General features: G+C 69.9%; 16 protein-coding genes and 1 pseudogene. 15 read left to right on the forward strand and 2 right to left on the reverse strand.

Translation table 11 applies throughout. From position 1 onward, the window contains the following. Positions 1-15: 15 nt before the first annotated feature. Together efp and nusB are read left to right on the forward strand one after the other, a co-directional pair. Complete coding sequence (gene efp / locus OG520_RS33105; RefSeq protein ID WP_266363161.1) at positions 16-582, forward strand: elongation factor P; 567 nt, start codon at positions 16-18, stop codon at positions 580-582. 2 nt (positions 583-584) lie between these two features. Beyond that, positions 585-1,016 carry a transcription antitermination factor NusB gene (gene nusB / locus OG520_RS33110; RefSeq protein ID WP_072484538.1) on the forward strand — a complete coding sequence of 144 codons (432 nt, stop codon included), beginning with the start codon at positions 585-587 and terminating at the stop codon, positions 1,014-1,016. Positions 1,017-1,090: 74 nt separating this feature from the next. Here the strand turns inward: nusB and OG520_RS33115 are convergent. Together OG520_RS33115 and bldD are read right to left on the reverse strand one after the other, a co-directional pair. Further along, positions 1,091-2,268, reverse strand: a pseudogene (locus OG520_RS33115) (IS30 family transposase). Positions 2,269-2,646: 378 nt separating this feature from the next. Then, on the reverse strand, positions 2,647-3,147 hold the full coding sequence (gene bldD / locus OG520_RS33120) for a transcriptional regulator BldD (RefSeq protein ID WP_014044812.1): 501 nt from the start codon (positions 3,145-3,147) through the stop codon (positions 2,647-2,649). A 221-nt stretch (positions 3,148-3,368) separates the two neighbouring features. Between bldD and pyrR the strand changes: the two genes are divergently transcribed. The 13 genes from pyrR to metK all read left to right on the forward strand — a co-directional run bounded on the left by pyrR (position 3,369) and on the right by metK (position 17,754). Further along, on the forward strand, positions 3,369-3,953 hold the full coding sequence (gene pyrR / locus OG520_RS33125) for a bifunctional pyr operon transcriptional regulator/uracil phosphoribosyltransferase PyrR (RefSeq protein ID WP_266421978.1): 585 nt from the start codon (positions 3,369-3,371) through the stop codon (positions 3,951-3,953). Between the two features lie 94 nt (positions 3,954-4,047). Next, positions 4,048-5,034: an aspartate carbamoyltransferase catalytic subunit gene (locus OG520_RS33130; protein WP_399332485.1), complete on the forward strand. Its 987-nt coding sequence runs from the start codon at positions 4,048-4,050 to the stop codon at positions 5,032-5,034. Between the two features lie 2 nt (positions 5,035-5,036). Next, a complete protein-coding gene (locus OG520_RS33135; protein ID WP_266421981.1) occupies positions 5,037-6,323 on the forward strand; it encodes a dihydroorotase in 1,287 nt (428 codons plus the stop codon). Further along, positions 6,320-6,898: a hypothetical protein gene (locus OG520_RS33140; RefSeq protein ID WP_406015550.1), complete on the forward strand. Its 579-nt coding sequence runs from the start codon at positions 6,320-6,322 to the stop codon at positions 6,896-6,898. Before OG520_RS33135 ends, OG520_RS33140 begins: the two co-directional genes overlap by 4 nt. Beyond that, positions 6,895-8,061, forward strand: a complete 1,167-nt coding sequence (gene carA / locus OG520_RS33145) for a glutamine-hydrolyzing carbamoyl-phosphate synthase small subunit (protein ID WP_399332347.1) — start codon at positions 6,895-6,897, stop codon at positions 8,059-8,061. The genes OG520_RS33140 and carA overlap by 4 nt, the downstream gene beginning before the upstream one ends. Then, positions 8,054-11,362, forward strand: a complete 3,309-nt coding sequence (carB, locus tag OG520_RS33150) for a carbamoyl-phosphate synthase large subunit (RefSeq protein ID WP_406015551.1) — start codon at positions 8,054-8,056, stop codon at positions 11,360-11,362. Before carA ends, carB begins: the two co-directional genes overlap by 8 nt. Positions 11,363-11,418: 56 nt before the next feature. After that, the gene (locus tag OG520_RS33155) at positions 11,419-12,528 is read left to right on the forward strand and encodes a quinone-dependent dihydroorotate dehydrogenase (RefSeq protein WP_406015552.1); all 1,110 of its coding nucleotides are present in this window, start codon (positions 11,419-11,421) and stop codon (positions 12,526-12,528) included. Next, a complete protein-coding gene (gene pyrF / locus OG520_RS33160) occupies positions 12,525-13,364 on the forward strand; it encodes an orotidine-5'-phosphate decarboxylase (protein ID WP_266421996.1) in 840 nt (279 codons plus the stop codon). The genes OG520_RS33155 and pyrF overlap by 4 nt, the downstream gene beginning before the upstream one ends. A 244-nt stretch (positions 13,365-13,608) precedes the next feature. Further along, entirely contained in the window at positions 13,609-13,932 is a 324-nt protein-coding gene (locus tag OG520_RS33165; RefSeq protein ID WP_014157387.1) for an integration host factor, read from the forward strand. Positions 13,933-13,970: 38 nt separating this feature from the next. After that, complete coding sequence (gmk, locus tag OG520_RS33170; protein WP_399332340.1) at positions 13,971-14,588, forward strand: guanylate kinase; 618 nt, start codon at positions 13,971-13,973, stop codon at positions 14,586-14,588. Positions 14,589-14,695: 107 nt separating this feature from the next. After that, positions 14,696-14,968, forward strand: coding sequence for a DNA-directed RNA polymerase subunit omega (gene rpoZ / locus OG520_RS33175; RefSeq protein ID WP_003970369.1), 273 nt, complete (start codon positions 14,696-14,698; stop codon positions 14,966-14,968). A 132-nt stretch (positions 14,969-15,100) separates the two neighbouring features. Then, positions 15,101-16,303, forward strand: coding sequence for a bifunctional phosphopantothenoylcysteine decarboxylase/phosphopantothenate--cysteine ligase CoaBC (gene coaBC / locus OG520_RS33180; RefSeq protein WP_406015553.1), 1,203 nt, complete (start codon positions 15,101-15,103; stop codon positions 16,301-16,303). A gap of 242 nt (positions 16,304-16,545) precedes the next feature. Continuing rightward, complete coding sequence (gene metK / locus OG520_RS33185; protein ID WP_266422003.1) at positions 16,546-17,754, forward strand: methionine adenosyltransferase; 1,209 nt, start codon at positions 16,546-16,548, stop codon at positions 17,752-17,754. Positions 17,755-17,847 lie beyond the last annotated feature (93 nt).

Below are 17,847 nucleotides of genomic sequence, written 5' to 3' on the forward strand. Positions count from 1 at the left end.
GGAGATTCCGCAACCGTGGCTTCCACGAACGACCTCAAGAACGGCCTGGTGCTCAAGCTCGACGGAGGCCAGCTCTGGTCCGTCGTCGAGTTCCAGCACGTCAAGCCCGGCAAGGGCCCGGCCTTCGTGCGCACCAAGCTCAAGAACGTGCTCTCCGGCAAGGTCGTCGACAAGACGTTCAACGCCGGCGTGAAGGTCGAAACGGCCACCATCGACCGTCGCGACATGCAGTTCTCGTACATGGACGGCGAGTACTTCGTCTTCATGGACATGGACACCTACGACCAGCTCATGGTCGACCGCAAGGCCGTCGGCAACGCTGCCAACTTCCTGATCGAGGGCTTCACCGCCTCCGTCGCCCAGCACGAGGGCGAGGTGCTCTACGTCGAGCTGCCCGCCGCCGTCGAGCTGACCGTCAAGCACACCGACCCGGGCGTCCAGGGCGACCGCTCCACCGGTGGCACCAAGCCCGCCACGCTGGAGACCGACTACGAGATCGGCGTCCCGCTCTTCATCACCACGGGTGAGAAGATCAAGGTCGACACCCGCACGGGCGACTACCTCGGCCGGGTGAACAGCTAACCGTGGCTGCCCGGAACAAGGCCCGCAAGCGCGCCTTCCAGATCCTCTTCGAGGCCGACCAGCGCGGCGAGTCCGTGCAGACGGTCCTCGCGGACTGGGTGCGGCACTCGCGGGCCGACAACCGTCAGCCGCCGGTCACCGAGTACACGATGGAACTCGTCGAGGGGTACGCGCAGTACGCGGACCGGATCGACGACCTCATCGTGACCTACGCGGTGGACTGGGAGATCGACCGCATGCCGGTCGTCGACCGGAACATCCTGCGGCTCGGTGCGTACGAGCTGATCTGGGTGGACGGCACCCCGGACGCGGTGGTGATCGACGAGGCGGTCCAGCTCGCCAAGGAGTTCTCCACCGACGACTCCCCGTCCTTCGTGAACGGGCTGCTGGCCCGCTTCAAGGACCTCAAGCCGAACCTCCGCCGGGAGCAGTAGCCTCCGGCGGCGTTCAGCCAACGAAGGGCCCACGGTCGGGGCGGATTCTCGGGGTCCTCGCAACACCTGATGGCCTATGCGGTCGTCAGTAGATCACGCAGGCGCTCGGCTGGGGTTCTCCAGCCGAGCGTTTTGCGTGGTCGGCCGTTGAGTTGCTGAGCGACGTGTTCGAGGTCTGCGGCGCTGTGCACGGACAGGTCGGTGCTCTTGGGGAAGTACTGCCGCAGCAGACCGTTGGTGTTCTCGTTCGATCCGCGCTGCCAGGGGAGTGCGGATCGCAGAAGTAGACCGGTACTCCCGTGGCGACGGTGAACTGCTTGTGCGCGGCCATCTCGCAGCCCTGGTCCCAGGTCAGCGAGCCGCGCAGGTGCGCGGGCAGGGTCTGGATCAAGGGCACCAGCACGTCACGGACCTCCTCGGCGGTGTGTCCGCCGGGCAGATGCCCGAGCATGACGTAGCGGGTGGAACGCTCGACCAACGTCACGATCGCGCTCTCGCTGCGGGGGCCGACGATCAGATCGCCCTCCCAGTGGCCGGGCACCGCCCGGTCCTCGACCTCGGCAGGCCGCTCGGAGATCATCACCATCTCGTCGACGAACCGGCGAGTGCGCTGCTCCGGGCCACGGTGTGGCTTGCGGCGGGTGCGCCCGGTGCGCAGCGCGAGTGCGATCTCGCGCCGCAGCCCGCCACGGGCCTGGACATAGATCGCCTGGTAGACCGTCTCCGGACTCACCCGCATACCCTCGTCGTCGGGGAACTCCATGACCAGAGCGTGACAGATCTGCTCGGGTGACCACTGCTGCTGCAGTCTGCCCGCGACGTACTCGCGCAGCGGACCGTCGTGGGCGAGCTTGGACTGCTTGGGGCGTGCCCGGCTCTTCGCCCAGGCCCGCTGTGCCCGGTGGGGCTGATAGACGCCCTCGACGCAACGGGCATCGATCTCACGTTTGACGGTGGATGCCGGCCGGCCCGGTGCCCGTCCGATCGCCCGCAGTGAGCGGCCCTCACGACGCATGTCGGCGATCAACTCCCGCTCGGCCACCGTCAGGAACCGTGGGTGCAGCTCGGCTTCGACTGCCGCAAGAGAGGGCGCCGACGTGACGGCGACGGTGCTGGTCATGCCCGTTGTGTAGTCGATCCCTCGCCCATCGGGGTGCAGGCGCGCGTTGCCGATCTTCCGGATCCCGCGGTCCCAGTCCTTGGCTGTGCGCTCGTGGACCCCGACCTGCGCCGCGGCATCCCGTCGTCGCACCCCCGACGCGCGAAGCCGGTCGCACTCCGCCCGCCCCGGATGCCCACTGGTGCCCGTCTTCCCACGACCACGGACGCCGGCCTTCCGCGCCCAGCCCGCCGCCGTGTGTCGGCTCACCCCAACCGCCCGAGCAGCACCCGAGACACTCCCGTTCTCCCGGTCCAGCGCCTCGAAGAACCGCGCCTTCAACTCCTCAAAATCCACGATCCCCGCAACTCCCTGAAATCCAGGGTGTTGCGGGGATCGCTAGAACCCGCCCGGCCGACCGTGGGCCCTTCGGCGTGCGGCGGACTGTCGCGCACGAAAAAGCCGTGCCGACGCGGGCACCCGAAGGAGTGAACCCGCGCCGACACGGCGGTACGTTTCTTCAGTGGGGCGTCAGCCCTCTTCGTGGGCCACGGCGCGACGCGCGTCCGCGTCCAGCACACCCCAGCTGATCAGCTGCTCCGTGAGCACGGAAGGCGACTGGTCGTAGATCACGGCCAGTGTGCGCAGGTCGTCCTGGCGGATCGAGAGCACCTTGCCGTTGTAGTCACCGCGCTGGCTCTGGATCGTCGCCGCGTAGCGCTGCAGCGGACCGGCCTTCTCCGGCGGGACGTGGGCGAGACGCTCCAGGTCCAGGACCAGCTTCGGCGGCGGCTCGGCAGCCCCTCCGGGCGTCGTACCGGGCAGCAGCTCCTGCACCGGGACTCCGTAGAAGTCCGCGAGCTCAGCGAGGCGCTGCACGGTCACGGCACGGTCGCCGCGCTCGTACGAACCGACGACAACGGCCTTCCAGCGGCCCTGGGACTTCTCCTCCACGCCATGGAGGGAGAGGCCCTGCTGGGTGCGGATGGCACGGAGTTTGGCCCCGAGCTGTTTTGCGTATTCGCTGGACATAAGGCTCCCCGGACGCTGGGACATTTCGCGGCTCCGCCGCGTTGCTGGTAACTCACTGTGAGGTTACGCAGCGTTACTTGGATGCGTCAAGCCGAATGGTCCGGACCGGCACCACCCGGGGGTGCGATCAGGGGCCGACGCAAGCCCTGGTAACGTGGATGACGCAATTTCGACGTCCTTTAAGGTCCGTCCCGTGAGGCGGAGAAGGAGGTCCGTTTCTTATGGACGCACAGCACGAAGCCCCCGGCAATGCGGCACGCCCCGTTCTGGAGGCTCCCGACATCGCCCGGGTACTGACCCGGATCGCCCACGAGATCGTCGAACGCGCCAAGGGCGCCGACGACGTGGTGCTTCTCGGCATTCCGACGCGAGGCGTGTTCCTCGCCCGTCGGCTCGCCGAGAAACTCGAAGAGATCACCGGCGGGAAGATGCCGGTCGGCTCCCTCGACATCACCATGTACCGCGACGACCTGCGGCTGCGCCCGGCGCGCGCCCTGGCCCGCACCGAGATCCCCGGCGAGGGCATCGAGGGCCGCCTGGTCGTCCTCGTCGACGACGTCCTCTTCTCGGGACGCACCATCCGTGCCGCGCTCGACGCCCTGGGCGACATCGGCCGGCCCCGCGCGGTGCAGCTCGCGGTCCTCGTCGACCGCGGTCACCGCGAACTCCCGATCCGTGCCGACTACGTCGGCAAGAACCTCCCCACGTCGCTGCGGGAGACGGTCAAGGTCCAGCTCGCCGAGGAGGACGGCCGGGACGCCGTGCTGCTCGGTGTCGAGCGGACCGCCCCGGCGGGCGAGCAGTAGCCGTACCACACCCGTACGGCCCCGACGCGAGCCCGTACGGCCGCTTCCGCACGCCCGCATGCCTGAACCCTCCAGCCACCCGGAGAACACCCAGATGAAGCGCCACCTCATCTCGGCCGCCGATCTCACCCGCGACGACGCCGTCCTGATCCTCGACACCGCCGAGGAGATGGCCAGGGTCGCGGACCGGCCGATCAAGAAGCTCCCCACCCTGCGCGGCCGTACCGTCGTCAACCTCTTCTTCGAGGACTCGACGCGTACCCGCATCTCCTTCGAGGCCGCCGCCAAGCGCCTGTCCGCCGACGTCATCAACTTCTCCGCGAAGGGCTCGTCCGTCTCCAAGGGCGAGTCGCTCAAGGACACCGCGCTGACCCTGGAGGCGATGGGCGCCGACGCCGTCGTCATCCGGCACGGCGCCTCCGGCGCCCCGTACCGCCTCGCCACCTCCGGCTGGATCGACGGCGCCGTGGTCAACGCCGGTGACGGCACCCACGAGCACCCCACCCAGGCCCTCCTGGACGCCTTCACCATGCGCCGCAGGCTGGTCGGGGCCGATGCCGGGCTCGGCCGGGACCTGGAAGGACGACGGATCACGATCGTCGGCGACATCCTGCACAGCCGGGTCGCCCGCTCCAACGTCCACCTGCTGAAGACGCTCGGCGCCCACGTCACCCTCGTGGCCCCGCCGACCCTCGTCCCGGTCGGCGTCGAGCAGTGGCCCTGCGAGATCAGCTACGGCCTCGACGAGGTGCTGCCGAAGTCCGACGCGGTGATGATGCTGCGTGTGCAGCGTGAACGGATGAACGCCGCGTACTTCCCGACCGAGCGCGAGTACTCCCGCCGCTACGGCCTGGACGGCGACCGGATGGCGAAGATGCCCGGCCACGCCATCGTCATGCACCCCGGCCCGATGGTGCGCGGCATGGAGATCACCGCCGAGGTCGCCGACTCCGACCGGTGCACGGCCGTCGAGCAGGTCGCCAACGGCGTCTCGATCCGCATGGCCGTCCTGTACCTGTTGCTGGGCGGGTACGAATCCGCCGCCCCCGCCGCCCCGTCCCGTACCGAGGAGAACAAGTAACCATGAGCAAGATCCTTATCCGCGGCGCGAAGATCCTCGGCGGCGAACCCCAGGACGTCCTCATCGACGGCGAGACCATCGCCGCGGTCGGCACCGGCCTCGACGCCGGTGACGCGACCGTCGTCGAGGCCGAGGGCCGGATCCTGCTGCCCGGCCTGGTCGACCTCCACACCCACCTGCGCGAGCCCGGCCGCGAGGACTCCGAGACCGTCCTCACCGGGACGAAGGCGGCGGCCGTCGGCGGCTTCACCGCCGTCCACGCCATGGCCAACACCTTCCCGGTCGCCGACACCGCCGGTGTCGTGGAGCAGGTCTGGCGGCTCGGCAAGGAGTCCGGCTACTGCGACGTGCAGCCGATCGGCGCCGTCACGGTCGGCCTGGAAGGCAAGAAGCTCGCCGAGCTCGGCGCCATGCACGATTCGGCCGCCGGAGTGAAGGTCTTCTCCGACGACGGCAAGTGCGTCGACGACGCGGTGATCATGCGCCGCGCGCTGGAGTACGTGAAGGCCTTCGACGGCGTCGTCGCCCAGCACGCCCAGGAGCCCCGCCTCACCGAGGGCGCCCAGATGAACGAGGGCGTCGTCTCCGCCGAACTCGGTCTCGGCGGCTGGCCCGCCGTCGCCGAGGAGTCGATCATCGCCCGCGACGTCCTGCTCGCCGCCCACGTCGGCTCCCGGGTGCACATCTGCCACCTGTCGACCGCCGGTTCCGTCGAGATCGTCCGCTGGGCCAAGTCCAAGGGCTGGAGCGTCACCGCCGAGGTCACCCCGCACCACCTGCTCCTCACCGACGAGCTCGTACGGTCCTACGACCCGGTCTACAAGGTGAACCCGCCGCTGCGCACCGAGGCCGACGTCATGGCCCTGCGCGAGGCGCTGGCCGACGGCACCATCGACTGCGTCGCCACCGACCACGCCCCGCACCCGCACGAGGACAAGGACTGCGAGTGGGCCGCCGCCGCCATGGGCATGGTGGGCCTGGAGACCGCTCTGTCCGTGGTCCAGCAGACGATGGTCGACACCGGACTGATCGACTGGGCGGGGGTCGCCGACCGGATGTCGTTCCGCCCGGCCGCCATCGGCCGCCTCGACGGACACGGCCGGCCGGTCTCGGCGGGCGAACCCGCCAACCTCACCCTGGTCGATCCGGCTTACCGTGGTGTCGTGGACCCCGCGGGCTTCGCCTCCCGCAGCCGCAACACTCCGTACGAGGGGCGCGAGCTGCCGGGCCGAGTCACCCACACCTTCCTGCGGGGCCGTGCAACGGTCGTCGACGGGAAGCTCGCGTGACATCACTCATCCCCCTGTACCAGCTCGCTGCCGAGCAGAAGTCGGCCGAGGTGACCGACTGGTCCGCCCGGATCAGCTGGGTCGTCGGACTGCTCGTCCTGATCGCCTTCGTCTACTGGCTGATGCGCCAGGGATGGAAGTGGCGGGGCAGCCTCCAGTCCGACCTGCCGGAACTCGACTCCACCCCCGAAGGGTTCGCGGACGGCGAGAAGCTGCTCACGCTGACCGGCCGGTACCACGCCTCGACCACCGCCGGTCAGTGGCTCGACCGGATCGTCGCCCACGGCCTCGGCACCCGCAGCCGCGTCGAGCTCACCCTGACCGGTGAGGGCCTCGACGTCGTACGCCCCGGGGCGGCCGACTTCTTCGTGCCGGCCGCCGCACTGCGCGAGGCCCGGCTGGACAAGGGCATCGCCGGCAAGGTCCTCCCCGAGGGCGGCCTGCTGATCATCACCTGGGCGCACGGCGACAAGCTGATCGACTCCGGCTTCCGCTCCGACCGCTCGGCCGAGCACCCGGCCTGGGTCGAGGCCATCAACCAACTCACCAGCACTACGGAAGGCACCGCACGATGACGATCTCCACCCGGGGAGCCGCCAAGGCTCCCGCCGTACTCGTCCTGGAGGACGGCCGCGCCTTCCGCGGCCGCGCCTACGGGGCCGTGGGGGAGACCTTCGGCGAGGCGGTTTTCTCCACCGGCATGACCGGCTACCAGGAGACGCTGACCGACCCCTCGTACCACCGCCAGGTCGTCGTGATGACCGCCCCGCACGTCGGGAACACCGGGGTGAACGACGAGGACCCCGAGTCCGGACGGATCTGGGTCTCCGGTTACGTCGTCCGCGACCCCGCCCGGGTGCCCTCCAACTGGCGCTCCCGGCGCTCGCTGGACGAGGAGCTGGAACGCCAGGGCGTCGTCGGCATCAGCGGCATCGACACCCGCGCGCTCACCCGCCACCTGCGCGAGCGCGGCGCCATGCGCGTCGGCATCTTCTCCGGTCCTGCGCTGGACAGCGTCTCCGCCGCGGGAGTCGCCGACGAGGCCACGCTGCTGGCCCGCGTCCAGCAGGCCCCCGAGATGGTGGGCGCCGACCTCTCCGCCGAGGTCGCCACCAAGGAGACGTACGTCGTCCCCGCGATCGGCACCAAGAAGTTCACCGTCGCCGCGATCGACCTCGGCATCAAGGGCATGACCCCGCACCGGATGGCCGAGCGCGGCATCGAGGTGCACGTGCTGCCCGCCTCCGCCACCCTGGAGGAGGTGTACGCGGTCGAGCCCGACGGCGTGTTCTTCTCCAACGGCCCCGGCGACCCGGCCACCGCCGACCACCCGGTCTCCGTCATGCAGGGCGTCCTGGAGCGGAAGACCCCGCTCTTCGGCATCTGCTTCGGCAACCAGATCCTGGGCCGCGCCCTCGGCTTCGGTACCTACAAGCTGAAGTACGGCCACCGCGGCATCAACCAGCCCGTGCAGGACCGAACGACCGGCAAGGTCGAGGTCACCGCGCACAACCACGGCTTCGCCGTCGACGCCCCGCTCGACAAGGTGTCCGAGACGAAGTTCGGCCGCGCCGAGGTCTCCCACGTCTGCCTGAACGACCAGGTCGTCGAGGGGCTCCAGCTCCTCGACCAGCCGGCCTTCAGCGTCCAGTACCACCCCGAAGCAGCCGCGGGCCCGCACGACGCCGCGTACCTCTTCGACCGTTTCGTCTCCCTGATGGAGGGCCAGCGTGCCTAAGCGCTCCGATATCCAGTCCGTCCTGGTCATCGGCTCCGGCCCGATCGTCATCGGCCAGGCCGCCGAGTTCGACTACTCCGGAACCCAGGCCTGCCGCGTACTCAAGGCCGAGGGCCTGCGCGTCATCCTGGTGAACTCCAACCCGGCGACGATCATGACCGACCCGGAGATCGCCGACGCCACGTACGTCGAGCCGATCACCCCCGAGTTCGTCGAGAAGATCATCGCCAAGGAGCGCCCCGACGCGCTGCTCCCGACCCTGGGCGGCCAGACCGCGCTCAACACCGCGATCTCCATGCACGAGAACGGTGTCCTGGAGAAGTACGGTGTCGAGCTCATCGGCGCCAACGTCGAGGCCATCAACAAGGGCGAGGACCGCGACCTCTTCAAGGGCGTCGTCGAGGCCGTCAAGGCGAAGATCGGCTACGGCGAGTCCGCCCGCTCGGTCATCTGCCACTCCATGGACGACGTCATCAAGGGCGTCGACACCCTCGGCGGCTACCCCGTCGTCGTCCGCCCGTCCTTCACCATGGGCGGCGCCGGCTCCGGCTTCGCGCACGACGAGGACGAGCTGCGCCGGATCGCCGGACAGGGCCTCACGCTCTCGCCCACCACCGAGGTGCTCCTTGAGGAGTCCATCCTCGGCTGGAAGGAGTACGAGCTGGAGCTGATGCGCGACAAGAACGACAACGTCGTGGTCGTCTGCTCCATCGAGAACTTCGACCCGATGGGCGTCCACACGGGCGACTCGATCACCGTCGCCCCGGCGATGACGCTCACCGACCGCGAGTACCAGCGGCTGCGCGACATCGGCATCGCGATCATCCGCGAGGTCGGCGTCGACACCGGCGGCTGCAACATCCAGTTCGCCATCGACCCGGCCGACGGCAGGGTCATCGTGATCGAGATGAACCCGCGCGTCTCCCGCTCCTCGGCGCTCGCCTCGAAGGCCACCGGCTTCCCGATCGCCAAGATCGCCGCCAAGCTGGCCGTCGGCTACACGCTCGACGAGATCCCCAACGACATCACCGAGAAGACCCCGGCCTCCTTCGAGCCGACCCTCGACTACGTCGTCGTCAAGGCCCCTCGGTTCGCCTTCGAGAAGTTCCCCTCCGCCGACTCCACCCTCACCACCACCATGAAGTCGGTGGGCGAGGCCATGGCGATCGGCCGGAACTTCACCGAGGCGCTCCAGAAGGCGCTGCGCTCGCTGGAGAAGAAGGGCTCGCAGTTCTCCTTCACCGGTGAGCCCGGCGACAAGGCCGAGCTGCTGGCCGAGGCGGTCCGCCCGACCGACGGCCGGATCAACACCGTCATGCAGGCGATCCGGGCCGGTGCCACCCAGGAAGAGGTCTTCGACGCCACGAAGATCGACCCCTGGTTCGTCGACCAGCTCTTCCTGATCAAGGAGATCGCCGACGAGCTCGCCGCCGCCGACAAGCTCGGCCCCGAGCTGCTCGCCGAGGCCAAGCGGCACGGCTTCTCCGACGCGCAGATCGCCGACATCCGCAGCCTGCGCGAGGACGTCGTGCGCGAGGTGCGGCACGCGCTCGGTATCCGCCCGGTCTACAAGACGGTCGACACCTGCGCCGCCGAGTTCGCCGCGAAGACGCCGTACTTCTACTCCAGTTACGACGAGGAGAGCGAGGTCGCGACCCGCACCAGGCCCGCGGTGATCATCCTCGGCTCCGGCCCCAACCGCATCGGCCAGGGCATCGAGTTCGACTACTCCTGCGTCCACGCCTCCTTCGCGCTGAGCGACGCGGGCTACGAGACCGTGATGGTCAACTGCAACCCGGAGACCGTCTCCACCGACTACGACACCTCCGACCGCCTGTACTTCGAGCCGCTGACGCTCGAGGACGTGCTGGAGATCGTGCACGCGGAGACCCTGGCCGGTCCGGTCGCCGGCGTCATCGTCCAGCTCGGCGGCCAGACCCCGCTGGGCCTGTCGCAGGCGCTCAAGGACAACGGCGTGCCGGTCGTCGGCACGTCCCCGGAGGCCATCCACGCCGCCGAGGACCGCGGCGCCTTCGGCCGCGTCCTGGCCGAGGCCGGGCTCCCGGCCCCGAAGCACGGCACGGCCACCACCTTCGACGAGGCCAAGGCCATCGCCGACGAGATCGGCTACCCCGTCCTCGTACGCCCCAGCTACGTGCTCGGCGGCCGCGGCATGGAGATCGTGTACGACGAGACGCGGCTCTCCTCGTACATCGCCGAGTCCACCGAGATCAGCCCCACCCGGCCGGTCCTGGTCGACCGCTTCCTCGACGACGCGATCGAGATCGACGTCGACGCGCTCTACGACGGCACCGAGCTCTACCTCGGCGGCGTGATGGAGCACATCGAGGAAGCCGGCATCCACTCCGGCGACTCCGCCTGCGCGCTGCCCCCGATCACGCTCGGCGGCCACGACATCAAGCGGCTGCGGGCCTCCACCGAGGGCATCGCCAAGGGCGTCGGCGTACGCGGGCTGATCAACATCCAGTTCGCGCTCTCCGGCGACATCCTCTACGTCCTGGAGGCCAACCCGCGCGCCTCGCGCACCGTCCCCTTCACCTCGAAGGCGACCGCGGTCCCGCTCGCCAAGGCCGCCGCCCGCATCTCGCTGGGCGCGACCGTCGCCGAGCTGCGCGCGGAGGGCCTGCTCCCGGCGAACGGCGACGGCGGCACCCTCCCGATGGACGCGCCGATCTCCGTCAAGGAGGCCGTCATGCCGTGGTCGCGCTTCCGCGACATCCACGGCCGCGGCGTCGACACCGTCCTCGGCCCGGAGATGCGCTCCACCGGCGAGGTCATGGGCATCGACTCGGTCTTCGGCACGGCGTACGCCAAGTCGCAGGCCGGCGCCTACGGGCCGCTGCCCACCAAGGGCCGCGCCTTCATCTCGGTCGCCAACCGCGACAAGCGCTCGATGATCTTCCCGGCGCGCGAACTCGTCGCCCATGGCTTCGAGCTGCTCGCCACCTCCGGCACCGCCGAGGTCCTCAAGCGCAACGGCATCAACGCTCGCGTCGTGCGCAAGCAGTCCGAGGGCGTGGGCCCGCAGGGCGAGAGGACCATCGTCCAGCTGATCCACGACGGCGAGGTCGACCTCATCGTCAACACGCCGTACGGAACGGGCGGCCGCCTCGACGGCTACGAGATCCGCACCGCGGCCGTGGCCCGGTCGGTGCCGTGCCTGACGACGGTCCAGGCGCTCGCCGCCGCCGTCCAGGGCATCGACGCGCTCACCCACGGAGGCGTCGGCGTCAGGTCCCTCCAGGAACACGCGGAACATCTGACCGCGGCCCGCGACTAGCAGACCGGCAGGGGGACACCGGAAACGGTGTCCCCCTCTCTGTGAGGACACTCCCGATGTACAAGTTCTTCTTCCGGCTGGTCTTCAAGCGGATGGACCCGGAGCAGGCCCACCATCTGGCCTTCCGGTGGATCCGCCTCGCCGCCCGCATCCCCGTACTGCGCACCTTCGTCGCCGCCGTGCTTGCGCCCCGGTACAAGGAGCTGCGCACCGAGGCCCTCGGCCTGCGGATGCACGGCCCCTTCGGCCTCGCCGCCGGTTTCGACAAGAACGCCGTCGCGATCGACGGCATGTCGATGCTCGGCTTCGACCACATCGAGATCGGTACGGTCACCGGCGAGCCGCAGCCCGGCAACCCCAGGAAGCGCCTCTTCCGCCTCGTCGCGGACCGCGCGCTGATCAACCGCATGGGCTTCAACAACGAGGGCTCCGCGGCCGTTGCCGCGCGGCTGGCCGCCCGCAGGCCGGTCTTCCGGACCACGGTCGGCGTCAACATCGGCAAGACGAAGGTCGTGCCGGAGGCCGAAGCGGCCGGCGACTACGTGAAGTCCACCGAGCGCCTCGCCGCCCACGCCGACTACCTGGTCGTCAACGTCTCCTCGCCCAACACCCCGGGGCTGCGCAACCTCCAGGCCACCGAGGCGCTGCGGCCCCTGCTCGGCGCCGTGCGCGAGGCGGCCGACCGGACCGTCACCGGGCGGCGGGTCCCGCTGCTCGTCAAGATCGCGCCGGACCTCGCGGACGAGGACGTCGACGCAGTCGCCGATCTCGCGGTCGAGCTGGGTCTGGACGGCATCATCGCGACCAACACCACCATCGCCCGCGACAGCCTCGGCCTGAAGTCCGCGCCGTCCCTGACCGGGGAGACCGGCGGGCTCTCCGGAGCGCCCCTCAAGGCACGCTCCCTGGAGGTCCTGAGTCGCCTCTACGCGCGGGTGGGCGACCGGATCACCCTGGTCGGCGTCGGCGGCATCGAGAACGCCGAGGACGCCTGGCAGCGCATCCTCGCGGGCGCCACGCTCGTCCAGGGCTACAGCGCCTTCATCTACGAGGGGCCGTTCTACGCCCGCGCGATCCACAAGGGCCTGGCCGCACGCCTGGCCGCCTCCCCGTACCTCACCCTCGCCGAAGCCGTCGGCGCAGAAACCAGGAAGGCCACCGCATGAGCCCCGAACCGTTCGGCGCGCGCCTGCGCCGCGCCATGGACACCCGAGGGCCGCTGTGCGTCGGCATCGACCCGCACGCCTCGCTGCTCACCGCCTGGGGCCTGAACGACGACGTCGCCGGGCTCGAACGCTTCACGCGTACGGTCGTCGAGGCACTGGCCGACCGGGTCGCCGTGCTCAAGCCGCAGTCCGCGTTCTTCGAGCGCTTCGGCTCCCGCGGCATCGCCGTCCTGGAGAAGGCGGTCGAGGAGGCGCGGGCGGCCGGCACGCTGGTGCTGATGGACGCCAAGCGCGGGGACATCGGCTCCACCATGGGCGCCTACGCGGCGACCTACCTGGAGAAGGACTCGCCGCTGTTCTCGGACGCGGTCACCGTCTCGCCGTACCTCGGCTTCGGCTCGCTGCGCCCGGCGCTCGACGCGGCGGTCCTCTCCGGCGCGGGCGTCTTCGTGCTCGCCCTCACCTCCAACCCGGAGGGCGCCGAGGTGCAGCGAGCCACCGCCGCCGACGGCCGATCGCTGGCCCAGCTCATGCTCGACCACATGGCCGCCGAGAACGAGGGCATGACCCCGCTCGGCTCCGTCGGCGCGGTGGTCGGAGCCACGCTCGGGGACGCGGGGGCGAACCTGGCGATCAACGGCCCGCTGCTCGCTCCCGGGATCGGGGCGCAGGGCGCGACACCCGCGGACCTGCCCGGTGTGTTCGGCGCCTCGGTGGGCAATGTGGTGCCCAGCGTGAGCCGCGGCGTCCTGAGCCAGGGGCCGGACATGGCAGGGCTGCGGGAGGCCGCCGAGCGGCTCACGGACGAGATCCGGGCAGCCGTGGCGGGTAGGTGACTATGCCACGTAACGGGGTGTTGACTCTTTCCTGACCAAAAAACTCGGTAGTTATGCCTGAAATGTCCTGGTCGGCCAAGGCTGACCAGGACTTTTCGTTGGTTCTCGCTGACTCGGGCGGCCTTGGCCGCTAGTCTCCGTCGAGAGCCGACGTACACAAGTTGTCCGTCGCTCACCTGGTGGGGAGCGTTCAGCTTCCTCACCGGTCCGTATCCGACAGATCGACATCCGAGGTGACGTAGGCGTGGCTCTTCCGCCCCTTACCCCTGAACAGCGCGCAGCCGCGCTCGAAAAGGCCGCCGCGGCTCGCCGGGAGCGGGCCGAGGTCAAGAATCGACTCAAGCACTCCGGCGCCTCCCTCCACGAGGTCATCAAGCAGGGCCAGGAGAACGACGTCATCGGCAAGATGAAGGTCTCCGCCCTCCTGGAGTCCCTGCCGGGCGTGGGCAAGGTCCGCGCCAAGCAGATCATGGAGCGGCTCGGCATCTCCGAGAGCCGCCGGGTCCGGGGTCTCGGCTCCAACCAGATCGCATCCCTGGAGCGTGAGTTCGGCGGCAGCGCCGCCTGACGTTCTCAGGCACTCCTGAGAACCTGGATAATCGCTCCATGGCTGCAACATCCCGGGGGACGTCCCCCGTACCCCCGGACGTACGTCCGCGGCTGACCGTGCTCTCCGGCCCTTCCGGGGTCGGCAAGAGCACGGTCGTCGCTCATATGCGCAAGGTCCACCCCGAGGTCTGGCTCTCGGTGTCGGCGACGACCCGCAAGCCGCGCCCCGGCGAGCGCAACGGTGTCCACTACTTCTTCGTGGACAACGAGGAGTTCGACAAGCTGATCGCCAACGGCGAGCTGCTGGAGTGGGCCGAATTCGCGGGCAACCGCTACGGCACGCCCCGCCGCGCCGTGCTCGACCGCCTGGAGGCGGGCGAGCCGGTGCTGCTGGAGATCGATCTCCAGGGCGCCCGGCTGGTCCGGCAGTCGATGTCGGACGCGCAGCTGGTCTTCCTGGCCCCGCCGAGCTGGGACGAGCTGGTCCGCCGGCTCACCGGCCGCGGGACCGAGGCGCCCGAGGTGATCGAGCGCCGGCTCGCCGCCGCCAGGATCGAACTGGCCGCCGAGTCCGAGTTCGACACGACGCTGGTCAACACCTCCGTCGAGGATGTGGCCCGTGAGCTGCTAGCCTTGATGCTGGAGGCTTGCGGCCACCGTGCCGACAGCGACTGACGCACAAGTTTGACGCACAACGGCTGACGAAGTCGGCACGCACATCACCGCGGAACTCCGCACCGTCAAGGATCTCCTTGATCTTTACCCCCTTCGGAAGGCAGAGAGTGTCCTCTTCCATCACCACGCCCGAGGGCATCATCAACCCGCCGATTGATGAGCTCCTCGAGGCCACCGACTCGAAGTACAGCCTCGTGATCTACGCCGCCAAGCGCGCCCGTCAGATCAACGCGTACTACTCGCAGCTCGGCGAGGGTCTCCTGGAGTACGTCGGTCCGCTCGTCGACACCCACGTGCACGAGAAGCCGCTCTCGATCGCGCTCCGCGAGATCAACGCGGGCCTGCTTACCTCCGAGGCCATCGAGGGCCCCGCGCAGTAAGCAGGAATTGCACCTTCACCTCAGGCCCGGCGGCCACGGCTGCCGGGCCTGAGGTGTGTCCGGGGCGACAGCATCGGACCGGGTGCGGTGAGGCAGCATGGGGGTGTTCGTATCCGAGTGCGGGGAGACGCAGTGGACAAGCCGAAGGTCGTTCTGGGGGTCAGCGGGGGTATCGCCGCGTACAAGGCGTGCGAACTGCTGCGCCGGCTGACCGAGTCCGGTCATGACGTGCGCGTCGTGCCGACCGAGTCCTCGCTGCACTTCGTGGGCGCGGCCACCTGGTCGGCGCTCTCCGGCCACCCGGTGTCCACCGAGGTCTGGGACGATGTCCACGAGGTGCCGCACGTCAGGATCGGGCAGGGCGCCGATCTGGTGGTCGTCGCCCCCGCCACCGCCGACATGCTCGCCAGGGCGGCCCACGGTCTCGCCGACGACCTGCTCACCAACACGCTCCTCACCGCCCGCTGTCCGGTCGTCTTCGCGCCCGCCATGCACACCGAGATGTGGGAGCACCCCGCCACCCAGGAGAACGTCGCCACCCTGCGCCGCCGGGGCGCCGTCGTCATCGAGCCCGCCGTCGGCCGGCTCACCGGCGTCGACACCGGCAAGGGCCGGCTGCCCGATCCCGGGGAGATCTTCGAGGTCTGCCGCCGGGTGCTGGCCCGCGGGCCCGTCGAGGCCGACCTGGCCGGCCGCCACGTGGTCATCAGCGCGGGCGGTACGCGCGAGCCGCTGGACCCGGTGCGCTACCTCGGCAACCGCTCCTCCGGCAAGCAGGGCTACGCCCTGGCCCGTACCGCGGTCGCCCGCGGCGCCCGGGTCACCCTCATCGAGGCCAACACCGGCCTGCCCGACCCGGCCGGCGCCGACGTCCTGCACGCGGGGACCGCGGTGCAGCTCCGCGAGGCCGTGCTGAAGGCCGCCGCGGACGCCGACGTGGTCGTGATGGCGGCGGCGGTCGCCGACTTCCGCCCCGCCGAGTACGCCACGGGGAAGATCAAGAAGAAGGACGGCCAGGAGCCCGCGCCCCTCACGCTCGTCCGCAACCCCGACATCCTCGCCGAGGTGGCCGGCGAACGCGCCCGGCCGGAGCAGATCGTCGTCGGATTCGCCGCCGAGACCGACGACGTCCTCGCCAACGGCCGGGAGAAGCTCCGCCGCAAGGGCTGCGACCTCCTCGTCGTCAACGAGGTGGGGGAGCGCCGGACCTTCGGCTCCGAGGAGAACGAGGCGGTCGTGCTCGCGGCCGACGGCGGTGAGACCCAGGTGCCCCACGGGCCCAAGGAGGCACTCGCCGACACGGTCTGGGATCTCGTGTCGTCGCGCCTCGGATGAAATTCTTGTGTCATGCCGATGACCGGGCCGAAACCCTTGAAATATGGGCGTAAATGGCATGCTCCGAGGGCGATCGGCCCGCGTCGGCGGGCCGTGCCTCAGGTCACAGAACTCCCAAAGGGCGAGACATGTTGTCCGCCGAACGAAAGCGACGGATAAACTGGGGCCGGACCATGCCGGGCGCAGCTCCCGGCCGTCCGCCAAATGATCAGCCAGCAGCCGCTGCAACCCCAGGGAGCGATGTGTCCCGCCGTCTCTTCACCTCGGAGTCCGTCACCGAGGGTCACCCCGACAAGATCGCTGACCAGATCAGCGACACCATTCTCGACGCGCTGCTCCGCGAGGACCCCCGGTCCCGCGTCGCCGTCGAGACCTTGATCACCACCGGTCTGGTGCATGTTGCGGGTGAGGTCACGACCAAGGCCTACGCCGACATTCCGACCCTCGTACGCAACAAGGTCCTCGAGATCGGCTACGACTCCTCCAAGAAGGGCTTCGACGGCGCCTCCTGCGGTGTCTCGGTGTCCATCGGGGCGCAGTCTCCCGACATCGCGCAGGGTGTCGACACCGCGTACGAGAAGCGGGTCGAGGGCGATGAGGACGAGCTCGACAAGCAGGGCGCCGGCGACCAGGGCCTGATGTTCGGCTACGCCTGCGACGAGACGCCCGAGCTCATGCCGCTCCCGATCTACCTCGCGCACCGGCTCTCCCGCCGGCTCTCCGAGGTCCGCAAGAACGGGACCATCCCGTACCTGCGCCCCGACGGCAAGACCCAGGTCACCATCGAGTACGACGGCGACAAGGCCGTCCGTCTCGACACGGTCGTCGTCTCCTCGCAGCACGCCAGCGACATCGACCTCGACTCGCTGCTCGCGCCCGACATCCGCGAGTTCGTCGTCGAGCACGTGCTCGCGCAGCTGATCGAGGACGGCATCAAGCTGGACACCGACGGCTACCGGCTGCTGGTCAACCCGACCGGGCGCTTCGAGATCGGTGGCCCGATGGGCGACGCCGGTCTGACCGGCCGCAAGATCATCATCGACACCTACGGCGGCATGGCCCGCCACGGCGGCGGTGCCTTCTCGGGCAAGGACCCGTCGAAGGTCGACCGCTCGGCCGCGTACGCCATGCGCTGGGTCGCCAAGAACGTCGTCGCCGCGGGCCTCGCCGCCCGTTGCGAGGTGCAGGTCGCGTACGCCATCGGCAAGGCCGAGCCGGTCGGGCTCTTCGTCGAGACGTTCGGTACCGCCGCCGTCGACACCGAGAAGATCGAGCACGCCATCGGCGAGGTCTTCGACCTCCGCCCGGCCGCGATCATCCGCGACCTCGACCTGCTCCGCCCGATCTACGCCCAGACCGCGGCCTACGGCCACTTCGGCCGTGAGCTTCCCGACTTCACCTGGGAGCGCACCGACCGCGTGGACGCGCTGCGCGCGGCGGCCGGTCTGTAGGACCGCCGCCTTCCGTCTGTACGCCGGGGCCCGGACATCGCACGCGGTGTCCGGGCCCCGGTGCCCCCTCACCGGGGCCGCTGTCAGTGGTGT

Source organism: Streptomyces sp. NBC_00984 (assembly GCF_045162475.1).
Lineage (GTDB): Bacteria > Actinomycetota > Actinomycetes > Streptomycetales > Streptomycetaceae > Streptomyces.